Source organism: Peribacillus sp. NPDC006672, assembly GCF_050274955.1.
Classification (GTDB): Bacteria; Bacillota; Bacilli; order Bacillales; family DSM-1321; genus Peribacillus.
Window position 1 is genome coordinate 281000 of the sequence record NZ_JBNNOR010000006.1, and the last position, 21746, is coordinate 302745.

General features: G+C 38.8%; 19 protein-coding genes and 1 riboswitch. Of the genes, 2 read left to right on the forward strand and 17 right to left on the reverse strand.

Going from position 1 to position 21746, the window contains the following annotated elements; all coding sequences use genetic code 11:
- Window positions 1-73: 73 nt before the first annotated feature.
- The 12 genes from prsW to ACQKKK_RS12540 form a co-directional block, all read right to left on the reverse strand.
- The gene (gene prsW, locus ACQKKK_RS12485; protein ID WP_427616468.1) at window positions 74-760 is read right to left on the reverse strand and encodes a glutamic-type intramembrane protease PrsW; all 687 of its coding nucleotides are present in this window, start codon (window positions 758-760) and stop codon (window positions 74-76) included.
- A 97-nt stretch (window positions 761-857) separates the two neighbouring features.
- Window positions 858-1823, reverse strand: a complete 966-nt coding sequence (locus tag ACQKKK_RS12490; protein ID WP_427616469.1) for an asparaginase — start codon at window positions 1821-1823, stop codon at window positions 858-860.
- 26 nt (window positions 1824-1849) lie between these two features.
- Entirely contained in the window at window positions 1850-2818 is a 969-nt protein-coding gene (locus tag ACQKKK_RS12495) for a YpdA family putative bacillithiol disulfide reductase (protein WP_427616470.1), read from the reverse strand.
- 150 nt (window positions 2819-2968) lie between these two features.
- On the reverse strand, window positions 2969-4246 hold the full coding sequence (locus ACQKKK_RS12500) for a Glu/Leu/Phe/Val family dehydrogenase (RefSeq protein ID WP_061463901.1): 1278 nt from the start codon (window positions 4244-4246) through the stop codon (window positions 2969-2971).
- 268 nt (window positions 4247-4514) lie between these two features.
- Entirely contained in the window at window positions 4515-5090 is a 576-nt protein-coding gene (locus tag ACQKKK_RS12505) for a genetic competence negative regulator (protein ID WP_427616471.1), read from the reverse strand.
- A gap of 88 nt (window positions 5091-5178) precedes the next feature.
- A complete protein-coding gene (locus tag ACQKKK_RS12510) occupies window positions 5179-6072 on the reverse strand; it encodes a MerR family transcriptional regulator (RefSeq protein ID WP_427616472.1) in 894 nt (297 codons plus the stop codon).
- A 98-nt stretch (window positions 6073-6170) separates the two neighbouring features.
- Entirely contained in the window at window positions 6171-6986 is an 816-nt protein-coding gene (locus ACQKKK_RS12515; RefSeq protein WP_427616473.1) for a metallophosphoesterase, read from the reverse strand.
- A 100-nt stretch (window positions 6987-7086) separates the two neighbouring features.
- Window positions 7087-7545, reverse strand: a complete 459-nt coding sequence (locus tag ACQKKK_RS12520) for a YpbF family protein (RefSeq protein ID WP_427616474.1) — start codon at window positions 7543-7545, stop codon at window positions 7087-7089.
- Between the two features lie 143 nt (window positions 7546-7688).
- A complete protein-coding gene (locus tag ACQKKK_RS12525; RefSeq protein WP_427616475.1) occupies window positions 7689-8516 on the reverse strand; it encodes a LysM peptidoglycan-binding domain-containing protein in 828 nt (275 codons plus the stop codon).
- Window positions 8494-9120, reverse strand: a complete 627-nt coding sequence (locus ACQKKK_RS12530; RefSeq protein WP_427616476.1) for a CPBP family intramembrane glutamic endopeptidase — start codon at window positions 9118-9120, stop codon at window positions 8494-8496. Before ACQKKK_RS12530 ends, ACQKKK_RS12525 begins: the two co-directional genes overlap by 23 nt.
- Window positions 9110-10615: a RecQ family ATP-dependent DNA helicase gene (locus ACQKKK_RS12535; protein ID WP_427616477.1), complete on the reverse strand. Its 1506-nt coding sequence runs from the start codon at window positions 10613-10615 to the stop codon at window positions 9110-9112. Before ACQKKK_RS12535 ends, ACQKKK_RS12530 begins: the two co-directional genes overlap by 11 nt.
- Before the next feature lie 5 nt (window positions 10616-10620).
- On the reverse strand, window positions 10621-11685 hold the full coding sequence (locus ACQKKK_RS12540; RefSeq protein WP_427616478.1) for a helix-turn-helix domain-containing protein: 1065 nt from the start codon (window positions 11683-11685) through the stop codon (window positions 10621-10623).
- Between the two features lie 290 nt (window positions 11686-11975).
- Here ACQKKK_RS12540 and ACQKKK_RS12545 point away from each other — a divergent pair, with 290 nt between their 5' ends.
- Entirely contained in the window at window positions 11976-12224 is a 249-nt protein-coding gene (locus ACQKKK_RS12545; RefSeq protein ID WP_034308087.1) for a ferredoxin, read from the forward strand.
- A gap of 142 nt (window positions 12225-12366) precedes the next feature.
- Here ACQKKK_RS12545 and ACQKKK_RS12550 read toward each other — a convergent pair whose 3' ends face one another.
- Window positions 12367-12948, reverse strand: a complete 582-nt coding sequence (locus ACQKKK_RS12550) for an ECF transporter S component (protein ID WP_125160577.1) — start codon at window positions 12946-12948, stop codon at window positions 12367-12369.
- A 165-nt stretch (window positions 12949-13113) separates the two neighbouring features.
- A riboswitch (FMN riboswitch) is annotated at window positions 13114-13250 on the reverse strand.
- Window positions 13251-15413: 2163 nt separating this feature from the next.
- Here ACQKKK_RS12550 and serA point away from each other — a divergent pair.
- On the forward strand, window positions 15414-16988 hold the full coding sequence (gene serA, locus ACQKKK_RS12555; RefSeq protein ID WP_427616479.1) for a phosphoglycerate dehydrogenase: 1575 nt from the start codon (window positions 15414-15416) through the stop codon (window positions 16986-16988).
- A gap of 116 nt (window positions 16989-17104) precedes the next feature.
- Here serA and ACQKKK_RS12560 read toward each other — a convergent pair whose 3' ends face one another.
- The 4 genes from ACQKKK_RS12560 to ACQKKK_RS12575 form a co-directional block, all read right to left on the reverse strand.
- The gene (locus ACQKKK_RS12560) at window positions 17105-18322 is read right to left on the reverse strand and encodes a hypothetical protein (RefSeq protein ID WP_427616480.1); all 1218 of its coding nucleotides are present in this window, start codon (window positions 18320-18322) and stop codon (window positions 17105-17107) included.
- The gene (gene sigX, locus ACQKKK_RS12565) at window positions 18288-18851 is read right to left on the reverse strand and encodes an RNA polymerase sigma factor SigX (protein ID WP_427616507.1); all 564 of its coding nucleotides are present in this window, start codon (window positions 18849-18851) and stop codon (window positions 18288-18290) included. The genes ACQKKK_RS12560 and sigX overlap by 35 nt, the downstream gene beginning before the upstream one ends.
- A gap of 217 nt (window positions 18852-19068) precedes the next feature.
- Entirely contained in the window at window positions 19069-20862 is a 1794-nt protein-coding gene (locus ACQKKK_RS12570) for an ATP-binding protein (RefSeq protein WP_427616508.1), read from the reverse strand.
- Window positions 20859-21575: a response regulator transcription factor gene (locus ACQKKK_RS12575; protein ID WP_342602197.1), complete on the reverse strand. Its 717-nt coding sequence runs from the start codon at window positions 21573-21575 to the stop codon at window positions 20859-20861. Before ACQKKK_RS12575 ends, ACQKKK_RS12570 begins: the two co-directional genes overlap by 4 nt.
- Between the last annotated feature and the right edge of the window lie 171 nt (window positions 21576-21746).

Here is a 21746-nt window from a genome sequence, read left to right on the forward strand (position 1 = left end):
TGGCTTTTTTATTCCAAACCATAAAAAAAAGGAGCGGGCAAAATATGCCAGCACTCCGTTTTGGAAGTATTCGTCATTTGCTAATAAAATGTTTTTGAGAAAGTTTTTCTGCGTGAAAGTCAGACAACAAACGTGCTTTTTTTACTTTTTTCATACCTAACCACCATAGGTAAATCATAAATGGCATAATGAAGTATACCCAAAATTTTTGAGAAACTAAAATATAGTCATAAACCCCATGTAAAGCAATTGGGATGACCAATGCCAATAATAAATAGTACCTATTATTCGAAGCTGAAAATTTCGCCTTGCCCAAATAATACCCCATAAGCACGCCGAACAAAGCGTGACTGGATACAGGGAGAACCGCCCTGAGAAAAGCATGTTCCACCCCGTTGGCCAGCAGGTACAAAATATTCTCCATCGTCGCGAACCCAAGGGAAACTGCAGCGCCGTACACGATCCCGTCATATGGCTCATCGAATGCTACGTGATGATAGATAACATAAATGAGAATGAACCACTTGAAGAATTCCTCAAGCAGTGCAGCCCATAAAAATGCATTAGCTAAGTCGGTATTCAAGATATTTTCCGTTTCGAGTACATACTGTATGAACATTATCGGCAAAACCAGAAAGACACCGAATAAAAATGTTTTGACCACAACCGATATCGGCTCGGTTTCATATTGATCTTTCAAATAGAAATAGCTAAGCAGCGCCAACCCGGGCGCAATAGCTGCTGACAACATGACCAGCATTAGCTGACCCTCTTTTCCTCTTCTTTTCCTTAATCGTACCATGGAATGAAGAAAAACTGAATCCAAGAATCAAGTCTTCCAGCATTTATTTAATCCGTCAATACTTGAAGAAGGTTTCGTCTATGGAGTTTTCGCTTGACAGCACGACAGCTAACTTAATTCTTGCCTTTTTGCTGTCATAATCAGCACCTAATATCACCCCGCGTTGTTTTAAATCAAATGCACTGCCTTCATAATCATAGGCTGGGTAAACTTTACCTTCTTCGGCACTTGTAGACATGACGATGGTAATACCATTATCGATTGCATTTTGTATGGAAGTTACCATTTCAGGGGTGCCCTGTCCCCTTCCTACACCCTCGAGCACGATGCCTTTTGCACCGTTTGCAACCGCAGCATCAATAAAGAGGCCATCAGCACCTGTGTGGCACTTGATGATATCCACCCTGGGAATGCGATTCTGAATCTCATAATACTCTCTATGTAAAGGTTTTTGATAAATGCTGACGACATCATTATCAATTATCCCCAAATATCCATATCCAAAGGATTCGAATCCCTGTAAATTGGAAGCATGGACTTTTTTAACATACTTTGCTGAATAGATCCGCTCATTAAAAACGACAACTACGCCAACATCCCTAAGCAAATCACTCGCAGCGCATAATATTGAATTCCTTAGATTGGAATATACATCGGTTCCCACGTCGTGAGGAGACCGCTGGGAGCCGGTTAATACGATTGGTCGTTGATCCTTATTCGTGACATCAAGGAAGTAAGCCGTTTCCTCTAGTGTGTCAGTACCGTGGGTCACAACAATTCCCGTAACTTCCGGATCTTCCAATTCCTTTTGAATGGCTAATTTAAGCTGTTGCATTTTCTCAAAGGACATGGACATGCTTGAAATCTGGAAAATATCCACCACTTTAACCTCGATATCATTGGGTAATTCGCAAAGTGATGCCAACTCCTGGCCAGTCAATGCACCTGAGGCCAACATACCATTAATGGTTTCTTTACTGGCAATAGTCCCGCCTGTAGTTATCAATGATATTTTATCCATACTTACCCATCTCCTTTTCATTCAATTCACTTTTCTTTAACAGCCAAATGATAGGCAATCAAACCACCATGGAACCTGCCATTTTCAATGAAGATTTCGTTCGCATTATTTCCGGCTGCCAGAACTCCTGCAATATAAAGGCCTTTAACGTTCGTCTCCATCGTTTCCTCGTTATATTCGGGCCTTCCAGTTTCCTTATCAATATTTATGCCCATTGAAGCTAAAAAGGAATGATCAGGATGGTAACCAGTCATGGCAAACACAAAATCATTTTTAACAACTTTTTCCTCTTCACCTACATGATATATGACACTATCTTCAGTTATCTTATCAACATTCGCATTAAACTCCATCTTGATCGTTCCATTTCGGACTAATGATTCAAATTCCGGGAGAATCCATGGTTTGATTTTTGAAGAGTAATCCGATCCTCTATAAAGGACTGTAACTCTTGCGCCTGATTTGACCAATTCCAGCGCCGCATCCACACTTGAGTTTTTACCACCGATGACTGCAACATCACAATTAAAGTAGGGGTGGCCCTCCTTGAAGTAATGAAACACTTTAGGAAGCTGTTCACCCGGAATGCACATATAGTTAGGATGATCATAATATCCGGTCGATACGATCACATGTAGAGCAGTATAATCACCTTTTGGCGTCTTGACTAAAAATTTCCCATCTTTACGTTTTTCCACTTTTTCCACTTTTTCAAATTTATTGATCCGCAATTCTTTCCTTCTGACCACTTCCCTATAATAAGCTAGCGCCTGATTACGGACCGGTTTACGATTTTCAATAATAAAAGCGGTATCACCAATCTCCAATTTTTCACTTGAACTGAAAAATGTTTGGTGAGTTGGATAACGGTAAATGGAATCCACCACATTACCTTTTTCAATGATCAGGGACTGTATTCCCACTTCTTTAAGAGCGATAGCAGCAGCCAATCCGCAAGGGCCCCCACCTATGATAATGACTTCTTCAACATTCATCTTTACTCCACTGCCTTTCTATTCACTATGTAATTCGTTCGTCTAAAAATTAAAACTCCTATCAATACATGATAGGAGTTTTTACAAATCATTTCAATGATAAAGCAATGAACATGATTTTAATTATAAACAATACATGATCTGAATCCTTTAGATCCAACCACGGAAGCGTGAAGCTTCAGCCATTTTTCTTACACCGATCATATAAGCCGCAAGACGCATATCAACACGTCTGGATTGTGCAAGTTCATATATATTATTAAAAGATTTCACAAGGATTTTTTCCAGCTTTTCGTCCACTTCTTCTTCAGACCAGTAATATCCTTGATTATTTTGTACCCATTCGAAGTAGGAAACCGTTACTCCACCAGCAGAAGCAAGAACATCAGGAACAAGAAGGATTCCACGATCCGTTAGGATTTGTGTCGCTTCAATTGTTGTAGGTCCGTTTGCTGCCTCGACAACGATCGATGCTTTAATATTAGCAGCATTTTCTTCAGTGATTTGGTTTTCAATTGCAGCCGGAACTAAAATATCACAATCCAATTCAAGCAGTTCCTTATTTGAAATTGTGCTTTTAAACAATTTCGTTACGGTTCCGAAACTATCTCTCCGATCGAGAAGATAATCGATATCCAATCCTTCAGGATCATGAAGAGCACCATATGCATCTGAAATCCCTATAACTTTAGCACCTGCATCATGCATGAATTTAGCTAAGAAGCTACCTGCGTTACCAAAACCTTGGATGACGACACGTGCACCTTTAATATCAATGCCGCGTTTCTTGGCAGCTTCATTGATACAAATCGTTACACCCTTCGCGGTGGCTGATTCACGGCCATGAGAACCACCAAGTACAAGCGGTTTACCGGTAATGAATCCTGGTGAGTTGAATTCATCCATACGGCTGTATTCATCCATCATCCAAGCCATGATCTGAGAGTTTGTAAATACATCAGGTGCCGGGATATCTTTAGTCGGCCCAACAATTTGGCTAATTGCGCGAACATAGCCACGGCTTAGCCTTTCCAGCTCACGGAAAGACATATTACGAGGATCACAAACGATACCGCCTTTACCCCCGCCATATGGTAAATCAACGATTCCGCATTTCAAACTCATCCAAATGGATAATGCTTTCACTTCACGTTCCGTTACATTTGGGTGAAAACGGATACCACCTTTTGTAGGCCCAACAGCATCGTTATGCTGTGCACGGTAACCAGTGAAAATTTTAACCGACCCATCATCCATGCGGATTGGCATCTTCACCGTTAATAAACGCAATGGTTCCTTCAAAAGCTCATAAACTTCTTCCGGGTAACCCAACTTATCCAAAGCTTTATGTATTACAGTTTGGGTAGACCTCAGTACGTCGTGTTTTTCCTCTTCATTTACATGGCTATTGCCTTTTGCCGATTCCATTAAAGTACCTCCTAGAAAATCTCATCCATATTAAATTATAATGTACAAATAGTCCTCTTCATGTGCTAGTATACACCTTCGTTATATTTATGCAAGAGTTAAAATGGGAATTTAAAAGTTGGAAATATTCTAAAAATGAAAACGTTATCATATCAACTGTTACCTTACCCTTTTACCATATATTCTCTTCGTTCGGAAAGGTGAGACAAGTAAGGCAAACCGCACTGTTTTTCCATTATGTGGCTGCCTTGTCTCTTTCGGTTTACATCTAACTAAAGTGTGAAATCAAAACATGTATCGCTTCATTTTTGATTATACATGTTCCATATTCATTGATGCGGCAGAGTGTCAGTGTAGATGCATGGCCATACTCAGCCACTAAAGAGATGATTGTGTCATATGTCGCGTCTTTAACATTTTCGATAAGTAAATAGTATCTTCCCTCATAATGATAAAGAGTACTCTTTATCAAACCTTGAAAAGACAATCTATGAGATAATTGGACGATATCTTCAAAGTCATCGAAAACATATAGAATATGGGGAAAGTCATCAATTTTCACCTGTAAATCCAAAAATTCCTCTTCGTCTGTCAATAGTTCCTCTTCTTCCTTTGTTACAATGATTATCAACCCTTGAGCAGGCAGGGAAAAAATTTCGATTGCAATGGAACCACTCATTTTAAAGCTGAGTTCTTCGCACGCTTCTTCGACCATATCCTGAAATAACTTGTGGACCTTTAAGGAATTCCCTAAAATATCTTCTTTTGTTATACCTCTATCAATCAAATCATCAAGGGTCAAAAAAATCTTGATTTTATTATTAGTTAATCGCTCCAGCTTCATAAAAAAATGCCCCCTGGTTACCATCTTCATACATCATATGAAGCCTTGGTCTTAGAGTGCATATCCATTATTTTTCCAAAGCCTGTCGCTAACCTTTCAGCCATACTTCCCATTCCGATTGTGTATCCCCCATTAAAACTCCGCTGAAGGCAGTACGGATTTCCTCAGATATAAGGCTCAGCGCCGCACCCCCAAGACCCACCTTCAAATCCGGAAAATCCTTTCTTAAGGCTTCAACCAGCCTGAATGTTCCATCGAGATTCTCTTTCAATGAACATGACATGAATAAGTATGAGGGCCTTATGATGTTTAAAACGGTAAAAAGATCCTTATCGGCGATGGATTCTCCCAAATAAATGGTTTCATATCCTTTATGTTTCAAAAAAACGGTAAAGACCAACAGTCCGAATTCATGTTTTTCACCAGGAGCACAAACGGTAAGGGCTTTCGGAAGAAAACCGTTAGTTGGAATCGTATGCATGACTGAACTGATCCTGGATTTTAGGATGTTCGAAGCAAAGTGTTCATGAGCGGAAGTAATTTCTCCCCTTTCCCACTTATCCCCTACCTGAACCAATATGGAACCGAGTATATCAACTACGGTATGCTCGAGTGTATACATGCTGAATGCTTGGCTTATCAGCATGTGGGCTTTATTTTCATTGAAATTCAATAGGGCCTCGATTAATTGATCCGATAACTTAATCGTTTGTACGTCCTTACGGGTCGTTTCAGGCACTTCAGTCGCTAGAGTGCCAGTACTTTCAAGAAGTGAAACGGCCTGGCTGATTGTGAAACCTTGCTCTGTTTTATTTATGAGCCATTTTAGGATTTGCAAATGTTTTTCTGTATACAGCCTGTGCCCTGATTCATTCCTGACAGGTTCGATAAATTTATAGCGCCTTTCCCATGCCCTCAGGGTTCCCGGCTGAATGTCTAGCAGTTTTGAAACTGCCTTTATATTATATTTACCTTCTTGCATGGTTTTACAAGGCCTCCAATAACAGTACGTTCATTTGTTGAAATTATAGTTGATTATTTTAAGTCTGTAAAATCCAGATATTCTCGATTAAAAGCAGCTTAATAGGTCTTTTCCACCGCTTCGCCAACCTCCGTGCGCATCCCCCTTTTCAGGGTGAATAGATGTGTTTCCGGCTTAGCCTCAAGCCTTAAAGGGACTGTGCTTGTCCCATAACCATTACTCGTCATATACAAACACTCCCCCTCCTTTTTAATGCTGCCTATCTTATAGGGCCCTAATCCGAATATGCGAATCTGCCCGCCATGGGTGTGACCTGAAAGGACGAGACCTATCTGGTGTTCCGGAATCAATTGTTTCTTTATCAAAGGGTTATGACTCACCAAAATCCGAAAAGTCTCATTCCCGCAATCCGACAGAGCAAGGTCAAGCCTATCTCGTTCCTCCGTTATATCATCAATGCCCAGAAGAGCGATTTTCCTGCCATTTTGAGACTCAAAAGAAACAGCTGTATTATCAAGAATTTTCACTCCATGCTTCAGAAGAGTTGCATCCAGCTCATGGAAATCCCCTTCATAATCATTATTTCCCCAAACAAAATAAAGGGGGCCAAGTTCTTTTAATTTTAATATATTTTTTTCCACACGTTCTATAGGGACCCCTCTTTCCCTTATGTCCCCGCCTATGATTACCAAATCAGCCTTGTCATGGGCTTCCTCAATTAATTTATCCGATATGATTCGTCGATGAAGATCGGATATGAAGAAAATCCGCATATCGCCAAACCCTTCAGGAAAGTCTTTGAAATATAAATCTTGAAAAATCAACCTATCTTGCTTAGCCGTACGCCACATATAAATAATCGTGGCAATTATCAGCAAAATGATGACTAATAGTAATCCAGATATCAATAACATCCTTCGTTAAACCTTCTTTCCATCCTAATCCCGAGAGTTACCTTCATATAACCATAAAACCAAATTACTCGCAATCAAATATGATTTTTAACGTGATCATTCATTTATTTTCATGATATAAGTTAATATCATAATTCTTTTTCATCATTTCAAATACCTTATGTCGATTTTTCCACTCGTCCTCTTTTTCCCATAATTGCTTGCTCTTATTAATAATTTCGCAGCGAAGAAGCTGAAACTCCTTTTCTGCTTTATCAAGCTTTTTTTTAATTAATATCATATATCCATATAGACCAATGGCGGCCGCCAAAAAAAAGAAATGGCTAAAATGGTCAACGAAAACACTAAACATACTAAAAAAGGAATAGGAATAAGGTACAACGATATAAAAATAAAGATAAACCAAAAAAAGGGCAGCGACAATCATGGTTGCCCACAAGCTTTGAAGATGCTTCTTTTTAAGAGCCTCGAACTTTTTTTTTCGATCCACGACATTCTGAAGCATTTGTTTTGTTGCTTGATCCGTTTTCTCATCCAATAAAATGATTGTCGATTCCATCGCATTTCCTCCTCTACTCTTACAAATCATGATATGAAGCTGTCCAGAAAAAAATGATAAAGTACCTGTCATGTTCGGCCTCATACTAAAAACAAGCCAATTATTTAACAAAAACACCCTGCCATAAAGACAGGGTGCCATCATTATTTCTTGATCGGTATTTTCAACACCTGACCCTTGGAAATTTCATTGCCATTCAGTCCATTCCACTCCCTGATAAGAGCAATGCCTTCCTGTGATTTGTAGTAATTCATGGAAATGCGGAATAATGTTTCCTCACCTTGTACAGTATGTAAGAGAACCTTATATTCATCTTTATCCGGTTTCGCGTCTTGAACGCGTTCGGCTGCCATTTTCTTTTCGGCTGCCTCTCTCTTTGCTTTTTCGTCAGCTATTTGCTGTGCTTTCGCTTTTTCGTCAGCTATTTGCTGCGCTTTTGCCTTTTCTTCAGCTTCTTGCTGTGCTTTTGCTTTTGCTTCAGCTTCTTGCTGTGCTTTTGCTTTTTCTTCTGCCTTTTTCTTTGCTTGCTTCTCTTCTGCGGCTTTCCGCTTTTCTTCTTCCTCTGCTTTAACTTTAGCTTCTTCTTTTTCTTTTTTTTCTTTCTCCGCTTCAGCCTTTGCCGACTCTTTCTCTTTCTTTTCCTTTAAATCAGCTGCAGTTGCTGTAGTTGGAATCGTTTCTTTATCCTCGTCTTCCTTATTTCCAATGACGACTTGGTCAATTTTCCCATCATGTAAAGGTCTATCCTGAAGATATGTATTAAGGCTGTAAAATCCAATTGGAAGCAAAATAAAAAATAACGCTAATAATTGTATCATTTGAAACTTAATCTTCACTTTACTTTTTTTCTTTTTATTCTGGTGGACTTTACTGCGCTTGGGCAATGATGACTTAGCCTTCTGACGTTCAATTCGCGAACGAAGTTCACCAGCCTGGTCGTTTTCTTTTTCATTCTTTTGTGCTCGGCTCATTCAAGTCACCCCCTTTCTTGCTCAACCCTCTTTGCTTTTTGCTCCTGATTAGAACACCAAGGATAAAGTCAATCAAAAAGTGGGCCGTAATCGTCACGATGATATTATTAGTCATTTCAAATAGAAAACCGATAAAGAAGCTCAAAACCAAAACATTTAAAAATAAAAACCAATTAAAAAGGTAACGATAATGAACGGCTGCAAAAATGAGGCTCGTCCATAGCAATCCAAAATGTGTTTGCAACACTCCGCGAAATAATAATTCTTCACTTATCGCTACCACTAAAGCAACGACAAAAATCATCTGGTATGACAAGTTACTGAAAATACGTTCGTTAATACCACCATCATCCTGATAGGAAGATGGTGTCACTCTCATCAATAAAATGTCAATTAACACGACAATGACTCCAGCGGGAATTCCAATCAGCAAAATGTTCAGGTCATCAAAGATAAATAAGTCGAAAAAAGCAGAACGGTCTTCATATAAAATAATACCTAAAAAAGCGGCTAACGTTAAGAGAATAATTTGTGTAAGAAACAAATTATATAGCAACTGCTTGTCTGTTAGTTGTTTAATTAATTCAGCTTGCTTATTTTTCATTCCCATTTTCCTTCTTTAATAAGATTAAAGCCAATTCATTTTTCCACGTGGAAAAGGGATTAACCGGATCAACCTTAACTTCCGGCCATACATCAGCCATTTTTTCGGCACCCATCCCACAGATATCACAGCAGATGTGGTTCACTACTCGCTGCTTTTCTTCAAAGTAGCGCAGTATCCCTATACGGCGGCATTCATTTGCATATAACCAATGAAGGAATTTATGCAGCTTTTCTTGATTACCGGATTTCCTCTTTTGACAATACTCTTTCATTTCTGACATTTGGTCTAAAGGATTTTTATTTCCTTCAATGAGCTGGGTAAAAAAACGAAGTTGGATATCGTTCAAAGAAAAAGATTGAGACAGCTGTTCTTTTTCTGATAGGGTGAAATTCGCCAAAGCCTTTTGTGAAGCATTAAGGAAAGAACAAACACCCTCGATTTGCATATCCGTAGGTAACTGTTGTTCCATCAAATGCAAGGGAAGCCCTTCATCCCCTTCGCAATATAATAAGACAGCGACACTTTGCTTCCGATCTCGTCCCGCCCTGCCTATCTCCTGAAGATATGCTTCCATTGTGGATGGCATATGAAAATGGATAACATATCTGACATCCGATTTATTTACACCCATGCCAAAAGCACTCGTTGCACATATAATTTTCAACTGACCAGAAATGAATTGCTGCTGAATGAGCATCCTTTGTTCCTGTTCCATCCCACCGTGATAATAATTGACACTGTCAATCCCGTTTTCCTGTAAAAACCCAGTGACCGATTCCGCAACTTTTTTAGATGAAAAATAAATAATACCGCTCCCTGTAAATTTCCTGACAAGCTCCAGTACACGGGATAGCTTCTCATCGTAGTTGAACATTCGCTCGACAATAATTGCAATATTTCCCCGATCAACAGATGAGACGGTTTCTTTAGCTTGGCCAATTTCGAGTTTACTAACGATGTCCCTTCGGACTTCAGTGGTTGCAGTTGCTGTCAGGGCAAGTGTCAACGGATTGTTCAACTCACGCCTCACTTCTCCTAAATTCAAATAATCCGGACGGAAATCGTAACCCCATTGTGAGATGCAGTGTGCTTCATCTATGACGAACAAACCTATTTCTATCGATTTCAAGGATTTTAGTACCCCCTCCAGGCTTAGCATTTCAGGAGATAAAAAGATAAAGCGATAACTATGTAATCGATCGATAGCTTTCCTTTTTTGATTTAGCGTCAAAAAAGAATTGAGGGTCAATACGCTTTTTTCGCCACTCATCTTCAGCTGATCTGCCTGATCCTGCATTAATGATAATAATGGGGAGACAATTAGGACAGTCTTATTTAAAAGGTAAGCCGGCAGCTGATAACACAATGATTTACCTGATCCGGTGGGTAGCATCGCTAATGTATGACGGCCGGACATCAATGATTCAATCACTTCTTTTTGCCCAGGACGAAATTCATCAAATCCAAATTTTTCTTTGAGAACACGTTCCATATTCATCATCCATCACCTATTTTCGCAAGTACAAGCCTGATTTGGAAAAAGCTTATCTGTTTATTATCGACCATCTGCTTGATGGCCTTAAGCTTTTTCGTACCAAGTTCTTTAATAGCTGCTGCAATTTCCCTCTCATCATCGATAGACACATAATCGGCAATCGGAAAACTTTTATCCGATAGGACAATTTCGACTAGGTGATCCTCTATGGTGTTGACTTTCAATCGCCGGACCTCAGCTATTTCCCCAAGATTTTTCCCTTCCTGGATGTATCGTAAAGTAGTTTGTGTAGATTGTGTCAAATGAGGATTTTCACCCCTTTGCCAATCATAGATCAGCGTTGACATAAGGGGGTAATCCGTTCCCGTTTCCATTTCAGAAAGCATTTGATGCAACGAGTCAAGGAAAGTAAAGCGGATAAACTCTTCTTCTACATCTTTCCTTTTTGCAATTTGTTCAAACGTAAGCCCAATCCTGTTTGTCCCAGTTAATTTCATAATGAAAACATCTCGTTTCAAATCACTTTGTCTTTCTAAAAGGGATATTAGTTCTTCATATAGATGTTGCGCAATCAACCCTCGGTCCTGACGATTGGCATGTAAGAATTCCTTTACGAAAAATTGGGTTTTGGGATTTCTTTGTATCGGATAAAAACGTCTTTCATTGTGGACAATATGGGATATGGTTTGAATGAGTAAGTTTAACCTTCCCCAGAAAACCGGGGTGATATTGTGATACTTCCAACCATTTATAAAATTCGGAAAAGGATTATCATTGAAATAATCGTCTAACATCCCCTTACCTTGCATACTAATTTCATATGCATCTGATTTATCCGTTACATTTATGTAGTCATGGTTAAGGAACTGTTCAATGTTTTGATTTAACTGCTGACGGGTAAATCGAGGTATTGTCCCAAATATATTCGTCAACCCGAATAAATGGGCATCCTGGATTGTTTGTGACGACTTCTTCCCCTGAAGCATATGGTATATAGCATAAATGGAACGTTCACCTTGAAATTTTTTTATCGCATATAGAATGATTGCCTGTAGATAATTATTCATGGGACTCACATCCTTGTTTCATTTATCCAATAAACCTATTGTAACAAAAAACTGCAAATATCGCCGTTATTATTGATGAATACAAGGAAAATTATGTGACTAAATGACGAATCATGGAAAGGGCCATTTTAATTTTTTCGGTGATTTTCGTTGACATTCTGCTACATGATAGTTATTATCAATACAATTTCTATTGAAAAGTTTGGCATTCGGTTTTACAATAAGAAAGAGATAATAATCTGAAATAAAAAGATTATCAGTTGTCTATCAACTTAGGAGGGGTTATATTCATGGCTAAATTTACTATTGTGGATAAAGAAACATGCATCGCTTGTGGCGCTTGTGGAGCAGCAGCACCAGATATATATGATTATGATGACGAAGGGATTGCATTTGTTACCCTTGACGATAACGAGGGAATCGTTGAAATTCCAGATGTACTTATAGATGACATGATGGATGCATTTGAAGGATGTCCAACGGATTCTATTAAAGTTGCTGATGAGGCATTTGACGGGGACGCACTAAAATTCGAATAGAGGTACAAGCCATTTTCAATCGAGAATGGCTTTTTTCTTTTGAATAATTTCATTGCAACTTCCCATGCCAAAATTAAACGGACATAAAAAACAACCGAATATGGATATCCGGTTGTTTTTTATGTTTCTATCGTCAATGCAATTAAGCATTTTTATATAATGTTTGCTTATTGATCCATGTCTGTAATTTAATGAACAACAACATGAATACAGAAGTGATAAGCACGCCTTTAATCACATTAAAAGGTAAGATTGCCGTTGTTACGAATTTTCTTGACTCGGGTGCCGACATTGCATCCCATCCCATAAAGAAGGTATAAGCCGGTAAAAAGACATAATAGTTTAAAACACTCATAAATACTGCCATGGAAACTGTTCCCGCAAGTAAGGCGAACGTCATCCCTTTTTTTGAATTGATTTTCTGAAATACATAATAAGTTGGCAAGACAAACAGTATTCCGGCGATAAAGTTAGCAATATGCCCCACAGGTACAGCTGTCAAGGTCCCTGTCATGACTAAATCCAATAGGTTTTTAAGGAATTCAACTAGGATTCCTGCCATAGGACCAAAAATCAATGCCGCCATCAATGCTGGTATGTCGCTAAAATCAACATTCAGAAAAGGGGGGAATCCTGGAAACGGAAAATTCAAAAGCATCAATAAATAAGAAATGCTTCCCATCATTGCCAGTGTGACCGTTTTTTTCACTTTATTCTTTTTCATAGTTCTCTCTCCTTCTTTTCCGATCTACCTGAAAAGAGGTTAGTGTTCCTTGATGATGTTGATGCTCAATAAAAAAACCTTTAATTCCAATAGAATTAAAGGGATAAATTAAAGGTTACATCAAACAAACGTTCAGCAAATGACTGTTGAAACGCACTCAGGAACCTCCATCTTCTCCCATCCAGACTATACTGTCGGCTTTGGAATCACACCAAATCCTGCCCCGTAAGGCTCGCGGGCTTAGAAGGAGAACTTCCTTCATCACCGCCGGTGGGGAATTGCACCCCGCCCCGAAGATAGACCTATAAAATTTTTAGTTTCCTTTCGTTTCCGAAAGGCGCGTTAAGTAGCTTTGTATCAGTAGTTTATTCGTATAGGCGATTTAATGTGTTTCCACTAATCCCCTTGAAAACCCGCTTTTCCAACCAAGTTTCCTGCCAAAAACCTACCGTTTCTCCACCACTTAATTTATTTGATTTTATCATGCAAATAAAAAAAAGCAAAGAATTAAATTTCCGGCGTTAACCTTTGGTTTAAATTTAAGGATAATTTATCCAACGGATTTTAGAGTATGTTTTTTCAGCAATAGGTGATTGAAATTTAAACAATACACGTTGCAATCAGTCAAATAGTCCGATTCCTCCTGCATGTATCTTTCTTTGATAAGAGACCTTTTCTTTTAGGCGAACGGCTGACAACGCGTTTTAATCGCTCCAGAAGTTTTTTCTGTATATCCTGTTGATCCTCATTATAAATCTCTATACTCCTGTCTGACCGCCAATTTGATTAGTGGGACCAAAGATTTTACATTTCTTTACGCAATGCCCTGAGTTCATCTTGCCGCATTCGAAGCCAATATGAAGATCATCTTGTTACGGTACTCAAATCCTCTAATTTATCATTGGTCCAGTAATCCACTTTGGGCTTACCAGAGCGTGATTTTGAGCTTCTATCCAACAGGAAAAAAGGATTCTTTATATAAGTAGTTCTTTTTAAATGAAGTATGTAAGGTTATATATTTTTTATTGTCCCATCAGCCAGTCCTTTATCTTGAAGTGTTTTTTATGGACTCTTCAAGATAGAAAACATTTATTTTTTGAAGAGGTAGATGACCTAATTCAGGAATAAGTGATTTTTAAGATGACCTTCATCCATGGCTAAGCAAATAAAACCCCAGTTTTCCACCTATGTTAAAGCGCATCTAAACCTTGACACAAAAAAAAGTAACTATTTTCGGACAAAAATAGTTACTCATTAAATGGGATTCATAAAAAGCAAAGAGTTCTTCTTCTCCATTTAATTTATGCAAATGCTGCAAAATGAAGTCCCAAAACTTTTTAACCTATTAAAACCCCTGGGAGATTGCCCTTCAGCTTATATTTTTTTAAAAGAAAATTGAGCGTGCGGAATATAGCTTATTTAAAGGAACAATTTTTGCAAAATACTTTAATCTCGATTTTCTTTTTGTTATTCTTATTGTTATTCTTATTGCTATTCCTATTGGTATTCATATTGGTATTCCTATTGGTATTCATATTGGTATTCTCATTGGTATTCCTATTGGAATTCCTATTGGAATTCCTATTGTTATTCTTATCGTTATTCTTATTGTTATTCCTATCGTTATTCTTACTTCTGCCCATATATATCACTCCTTCCTTTGTTATATAAAACATATTATGTATGTAAGACAAGTTATGACACGGCATATTTAACATTTTTTTATATTGGGATAGAAACCATGTCAAAAAGTAACCATCCGATGCACGAAATGCCAGACTAAACATTCATATGGAGCAGCGCTAAAGGAGGTCCCAAAGATTTGAATTATTCCCGGGAGGAACAAGAAACTGCAACACAGGTGAGTGGGGTGTTTACTCTATTGTGCCGGCCCATGGGCGCCTCTTTGGAAAATGTGTGAAGACAATGAGCTTTGAATTACCGGAATTAGACAGGGGAGAAACATAGAAGGAAATGGAAGAAACGGTGGGATAAATATAGATTATATAAATACTTATTAAATGAATAAAGAGAAACTTCAGTATCAGCAAACTCAGACGTCTTGGAACCTGTCCAGTGATGGACAGCTGAACCATCAGAAGTCAGCAGAGGTCAAAAGTACTTGTCTACTCGAGAAATTAGGAAGAACCGAAAATATTTTTTTCTCAGTTAAATACAGTTAGGATGAATATCGATCGTCATGGTGAATGTCCATTTTTAGATTAAAGGGTTTATAACAATAATTGGATATACAAAATGATAATTTGGAATAATGTAAATAATTTTTCTTTTTTAGGCAATCGATGATGAAGCCATTATTATGGCGGTCTACCACACACGATCAGGATGATAATTATTGTTTTAAGCGCTTACATCCAATTAAGTCAAATTGACATAATCACCATTTCAATTGTAAAATTAACTGAAATTTAAGATAATTATTCTCCCCTAGGAAGGTGTTTAGCGTGTATCGGATTTTAGTAGCAGATGCCATCAAACCAGAAGGACTCGGACCGCTATCAGAGGCATCCCATATTCTTCTTATTCAGAAGACAGTAGAGGAAGCGGCAAATGAACTTGATCGGATTGATGCAATACTTGTAAGAAGTGCAACGAAGGTAACGGATGATTTAATGAATCGTATGCCGCAGTTGAAAATTATAGCACGCGCTGGTGTCGGCGTCGATAACATAGACATCCCCGCAGCGACAAAACGCGGGATTGTCGTGGTTAATGCACCTGACGGAAATACCATTTCAACAGCAGAACATACATTTGCAATGATGGCTTCCATGATGCGCCACATTCCGCAAGCTTATGCTTCATTGAAGAATGGGGAGTGGAAACGTTCTTTATATACAGGAACGGAACTTCGCGGTAAAACATTAGGTATAGTCGGTTTTGGGCGTATCGGAGGGGAAATTGCCAAACGTGCTAAAGTGTTTGGTATGGATGTCATTGTCTACGATCCGTTCCTTACTACAGATCGTGCAAAGAAAATGTCCGTTACGTCCCTGCCCTTAGATGAATTGCTTCCTAAAGCAGACATCATTACTGTGCATACTCCCCTAACGAAAGAAACTAAAGGATTGATAAATAAAGAAAAACTGCTTACCTGTAAAAAAGGCGTATATGTACTGAACTGTGCCCGCGGCGGTATTCTGGACGAAGATGACTTATATGAAGCGATAGTTGCAGGACATGTTGCCGGAGCGGCACTGGACGTTTTCGTCGAAGAACCTCCACTTGGCCATAAACTGCTTGAACTGGATAGCGTCATAGCTACACCTCATCTAGGTGCATCTACGAAAGAGGCCCAATTAAATGTGGCCGTACAAGTTGCCCAAGAAGTATTGACCTATTTCGAAGGAAATCCAGTCTCTAGTTCCATCAACCTTCCTGCCATTTCTAAAGAAGTCTTTGAAAAGGTACAACCATTCTATCAACTTGTTCAGCAAATGGGATCCATTGCTTCTCAGTGCATGAAAGAAGGAATTCAGGAAATCTCCGTTACGTATGCTGGAGAATCATTGGACTTCGATACAGCGATTTTGACTAAAAGTCTGATCTCAGGTTTCTTTAAATCAAGAGTTGATGCAGCTGTCAATGAAGTGAATGCCTTGCTGATCGCAAAAGAGCGTGGCATCACAGTTGGTGAAAAAATCTCTACGGACTCTTTAGGGTACTCTAACTTAATCAGCCTTAAAGTAAAAGGTGACAACCGTGAATTAACAATCAGTGGAACCTATATCGAAAATTACGGTTCTCGAATCGTTAGTTTGAATGATTTCAAAATCGACTTTCATCCGGAATCGAATTTACTTTATATCCAGCATACCGATAAACCTGGTGTAATTGGTAACGTAGGTAAGGTCCTTGGTGACCACGGAGTGAATATCGCCACAATGCAGGTAGGTCGTAAAAAAGCTGGCGGGGAAGCCATCATGGTTCTGAGCTTTGATGTACCCTTAGAAGACAATATGAAACAATTTTTAATGGAAACAGATGATATTACGTTCATGGCCCGTATTTCATTATAAGAAGAAAAAAAGTGTCCGTCATGCGCGGGCACTTTTCTTTTAGGGTGTTTATTACGTACGTTCTTTTCTGCACCATTACATGTACTTCTCCCCATCATTTAGCCTAACTCCCTGCATCAATTCACTTGGTTCGGTGCTTTGGGCACCACTATGTCTTCAGTTAAATTCAGTTGGCCTACCTCTTCAATGGGAGCATTTTCAAATTTCACTTTTTCAAAACCAAAATCCTTAGCAATGAAGAGAATGGCTTCTAAAGCTTGAAGGGATTCCTTGCTATTTTCAATAGCAGCTTGATCTGATAGTTTAATGATCACAAGATCTCCTTTTGAACGTATACTTTCCCAATTAAGGTCATCCGGGATTGCAGGTGATATTCCCTCAATGTCCGGCTTCCCTTTTCCAGCTTGAAGCGCCTCTTCGAAGTCCTGATAATCCAGATTGCTTGGAACAAGAAACCTTGGAGAGGATTCATCTCTTTGGTAAAGAAGGTATGTGCGTTTTTTTTGATGAGGTATATCCGCCTCCTTTAAAAACCCTGCATGTGCAAACATTGCACCTTGCTTACCACCTGTAGAAAAAGTCATCTTCTCTATATTATTATAGGAAAGCGTTTCTTCCATCGAGTGGAGAAAAAGTGTATCATCATCCAATAGTCGGCTGTTTTCCCGAAAGTCAATATGAGCAGTGGTCATATCGTTTCCTTGGCTAATCTTTATATCAAGCGGAAAATAGTCAAATAGCCCATATTGCTCTTCATCGATATCGGACATTTGATTAACTAACCGATTCAGTGTATTCGCTTCGTCATTATTTTTGAGTTTTATTGAGATGGGAACGATGAAATTCTTTTGATCATCTGGTACGCCCACGGTAATGATCGAAGCATTTTTCAGGTCGTCTTGATAAATCGCATGTACAAAAGTTTTTTCCTTTTCACCTTTTAATGGTTCTATTTCTGAAACCTCGTCTTTAGATTCAATTTCCACTTTCTTACCCAAAAACTCTTGATTATCCTGTTTATCTTCTGAGATATCTTCTTTGATACCATGCCGTTCATGCCCTGTCATTTCCTTATTTTCAGAAATGGATAATTTCCCAGTACTGCCAGTCTCCTCTTGACTTGTCGTTCCTTTTTTTCCAATAATTAATGATGACGCAAAAGCAACCAATAAGAATAAGGAGGCAACACCCGCAATTAGAGGAATCCAGTGTTTTTTTCTCTTTTTATCATGTATTCTTGCAAACACCTCTGCCTTTGTTCGGTCATCTTTTAATTTCGGAAGTTCGCGCAGCATATCTTCAATTTCGTTTTCTTTCCAACGGGTTCTTCTCAATGCGGTGGCCCTCCTTCCCGGATGAAAAATCTTCCATCAATTTTTTGATTGCCTTTAAAGCACGGTGCTGGGTCGTTTTTACCTTACTTTCACTCCAATTCAATACTTCAGCAGTTTCCGTAATGGACATGCTCTGAATATATCGTAAAATGATGACGGATCTTTGATCGACGGTACATCGGTTTAAGCATTGATAAATATCTTGGATATCATCGTTCATGATAGCCACTTCTTCCGGAATGGGCTGTGTATCTTTAATCAATTGCCTATCCCAATCAAAGTTAGGGAAGATTTTGTCTTTCCACCCTTTTTGTTTCCGAAAAAAATCAATCGTCACATTTCTTGCAATCGAATAAATCCACGTTTTTTCACTGCTTTTTCCTTCGAAGCGCTCATAGGCCTTCAACACCCGGATATAGACCTCCTGAACAAGGTCCTCAGCCGTTTCACGATTTTTAGTCATATAATAAATGAATTGATAAATTTCCTGATGATATTTTTCATAAAGATCGTGGAAAACGGAATCCATCATTTCCCCACATCCGTTCATAAATATAGTCGTCATTCCTAAATAAAAGTTACATACTTCGGCTTTAATCTTATTATAAAATTCCGTCAATTTCCACATATTCGGGACTTCTTATCTTTCTTCCTAAAAAAAAACAAAGACAAGTTGGAAATGAATCCAATTGCCTTTGTCTTCACGTTTCTTATGAAACAAGATTTTTTGGCAAGCTACCCGTCATTCATTCAGCATTTTCCATAATTCGAGGCAGGATAAAACTGAACGTTGTCCCTTTATTAGGTAAACTGTTTACCGAAATGTAGCCGTCATGGGCATTGATTATATTTTTTACGATTGCCAAACCCAATCCGGTACCTGATCTGCCGCGGGTCCTTGCTTTATCCGCTTTATAAAACCTCTCGAATACAAAAGGTAAATCTTCTTCGGGAATACCTGATCCAGAGTCCGTCACATCAATGATCAGACCCCTTCGATCACTTGTCCTCTGGATCACATCAATGTTACCGCCTGAAGGAGTATGACGAATCGCATTATCAATTAAATTAGTTAAAACCTGTTCAATACGGTCAGGGTCAAATTGCCATTCGATTTCATTGTCTTGAAGACTGGCTGATATTGTGATCCCTTTTTCTTTGGCAAGCCCGGAAAACTTACTTGTTATCCGCTTTAAATAAGGAGATATCGGCACACATTCATAGCTAAGATTCATTTTTCCCGATTCCAATTTAGCCAGATCAAGCAGGTCATTGACTAAACGTCCCATTCTCAAAGACTCATCATAGATGATTCGGGCCATTTCCACCTTTTCCTCTTCACTGCTCGCAATGTCATCTACGATTGCTTCACTATATCCTTGCAACATGGAAATTGGCGTTCTTAACTCATGGGAGACATTCGCTATGAAATCCGTCCTAAGTTTGTCCATACGTCTTTCATCACTCATATCCCGTATGATGGCCACCGCTCCCCGAATATTGTCGGCATTTGTATATAGCGGGCTGACTATCAATCCCCAATCACGGCCTTGCAAGGTAATTTCACCGACTCGCTCCTTATCGAATGACTCTGATTCATCAAAAAGATTCATCAAAACCAAGGGGACATTCACGTTATCCTCCCGGTTATAGCCCTTCTCAAAGTACCAGGATTGCAGAAACCTTTCCGCTGGCGGATTCGTTTCAAGGATTGTGCCATCTTTATTGAATGTAATGACCCCATCAGCCATACTGCTAAGAATGCTTGAGAGATGTTCTTTTTCCTGACTAAGTGCATTCATATTGAATTTCAGTTGCTTTCTCATCTGATTAAACGCTATGGCCAACTCACCAATCTCATCTTGAGTCAAGATAGGAACCTTTGTATCAAATTTCCCCCGGGCAATCGCTAGTGCGGCTTCCCTCATCTTCACCAATGGGGCATTGATTCTTGTAGATAAAAAGAAAGCAAAAATCGTGGTCAATATGATCGCAATGCCCGCAGCCAATAAAATGAACTGTGTAGTGGACTTTGTGGTTTCTTCCATGGATTCCAATGATTGAAATAAGAAAACTTCATCCTGTTCCCCATTCAATTCAAGTGGAATCCCTACAACAATTGCGGATAACTCTTCTTTACCCCCATCATCGGATAACGCGATTTCCTTTTTCACTGTCTTTCTTTCCGTAAAAACCTTGAGCAATTCGGGATCATTCTTAATGAATTCCGGTGTGATTTCAAACTCCTTATCTCCTCCGATGGATGAGAATATCATTTTGTCATCGTTAAGAATGATCATTTTCGTTTCGTTGCCTATTAATTCCGAAGCTATTTGTAAAACCTCATTGTTAGATCCCTGATGGTCATTGGTTACCTTAATGATTTGTTCAGCCGTTTTGGTTAAATCATTTTCAATATTTTCAATTTGGAAATTCTCAAAGAATTCGACCAACAGAACGGTTAAAACGATTAATACAAACGACACGAGCAATAGGATCGTTGCCCATAGCTTCCCTACAACACTGCCCCATAGCATCAGTCATTAATGACTTCGAACTTGTAACCTACACCCCAAACAGTGACAATCATCTTGGCTGCGTTTTCGGATATGCGGTTTAATTTTTCACGTAAGCGTTTAACATGCGTGTCTACAGTTCGAAGATCTCCAAAGAATTCATAGTGCCACACTTCTTTTAACAATTGCTCCCTATCGAAAACTTTATCGGGGGATTTCGCTAAGAAATATAATAATTCATATTCTTTTGGTGTTAAAGAAACCTCTTTGTTATCAGCAAGTACACGGTGGGCATCATTATCGATCGTTAGATGTGAGAAGACGATCACATCTTTTGCCGTTGTTTCCGTCTGCATGTAACTCGTGCTTGAAGATCGACGTAATAAAGCTTTTACCCTTAACACGACTTCGCGAGGACTGAACGGCTTTACGATATAATCATCGGTACCCACTTCAAACCCTTGAACGCGGTTCACTTCTTCCCCTTTAGCAGTCAGCATGATAATAGGTGTCGTTTTCTTCTCCCTTAATTCACGGCAAACTTCGATTCCATCTTTACCAGGCATCATAATATCCAATAAAATTAAATCATAATCATTTTCAAGGGCTTTTGATAAAGCCATATCTCCATTTTCAGCTTCATCGATTATGTATTCTTCTCTTTCCAAATACATCTTTAACAGCCGGCGGATTCTTTCTTCATCATCCACCACAAGAATTTTAATAGCATTATACATTATGTAATCAGCCTCCTATCATATATTCTACAAAATGAAAACTTCAATGACTAATACTTTTTCCTTTCAAAGGACGATAAGATACCATTTTGTATTAGATTCTTTGGACTTTTTCACCATTTTGTCACAAAAAAAGACTTCAACCGCTTCACTAAGAATTCATGATGGCCA

Bases quoted from the DNA above. Each gene is read 5' to 3' on its own strand.
- prsW (WP_427616468.1), bottom strand. From the start codon at position 760: ATGCTGGTCATGTTGTCAGCAGCTATTGCGCCCGGGTTGGCGCTGCTT.
- ACQKKK_RS12490 (WP_427616469.1), bottom strand. From the start codon at position 1,823: ATGGATAAAATATCATTGATAACTACAGGCGGGACTATTGCCAGTAAA.
- ACQKKK_RS12495 (WP_427616470.1), bottom strand. From the start codon at position 2,818: ATGAATGTTGAAGAAGTCATTATCATAGGTGGGGGCCCTTGCGGATTG.
- ACQKKK_RS12500 (WP_061463901.1), bottom strand. From the start codon at position 4,246: ATGGAATCGGCAAAAGGCAATAGCCATGTAAATGAAGAGGAAAAACAC.
- ACQKKK_RS12505 (WP_427616471.1), bottom strand. From the start codon at position 5,090: ATGAAGCTGGAGCGATTAACTAATAATAAAATCAAGATTTTTTTGACC.
- ACQKKK_RS12510 (WP_427616472.1), bottom strand. From the start codon at position 6,072: ATGCAAGAAGGTAAATATAATATAAAGGCAGTTTCAAAACTGCTAGAC.
- ACQKKK_RS12515 (WP_427616473.1), bottom strand. From the start codon at position 6,986: ATGTTATTGATATCTGGATTACTATTAGTCATCATTTTGCTGATAATT.
- ACQKKK_RS12520 (WP_427616474.1), bottom strand. From the start codon at position 7,545: ATGGAATCGACAATCATTTTATTGGATGAGAAAACGGATCAAGCAACA.
- ACQKKK_RS12525 (WP_427616475.1), bottom strand. From the start codon at position 8,516: ATGAGCCGAGCACAAAAGAATGAAAAAGAAAACGACCAGGCTGGTGAA.
- ACQKKK_RS12530 (WP_427616476.1), bottom strand. From the start codon at position 9,120: ATGAAAAATAAGCAAGCTGAATTAATTAAACAACTAACAGACAAGCAG.
- ACQKKK_RS12535 (WP_427616477.1), bottom strand. From the start codon at position 10,615: ATGGAACGTGTTCTCAAAGAAAAATTTGGATTTGATGAATTTCGTCCT.
- ACQKKK_RS12540 (WP_427616478.1), bottom strand. From the start codon at position 11,685: ATGAATAATTATCTACAGGCAATCATTCTATATGCGATAAAAAAATTT.
- ACQKKK_RS12545 (WP_034308087.1), top strand. From the start codon at position 11,976: ATGGCTAAATTTACTATTGTGGATAAAGAAACATGCATCGCTTGTGGC.
- ACQKKK_RS12550 (WP_125160577.1), bottom strand. From the start codon at position 12,948: ATGAAAAAGAATAAAGTGAAAAAAACGGTCACACTGGCAATGATGGGA.
- sigX (WP_427616507.1), bottom strand. From the start codon at position 18,851: ATGGATTCCGTTTTCCACGATCTTTATGAAAAATATCATCAGGAAATT.
- ACQKKK_RS12575 (WP_342602197.1), bottom strand. From the start codon at position 21,575: ATGTATAATGCTATTAAAATTCTTGTGGTGGATGATGAAGAAAGAATC.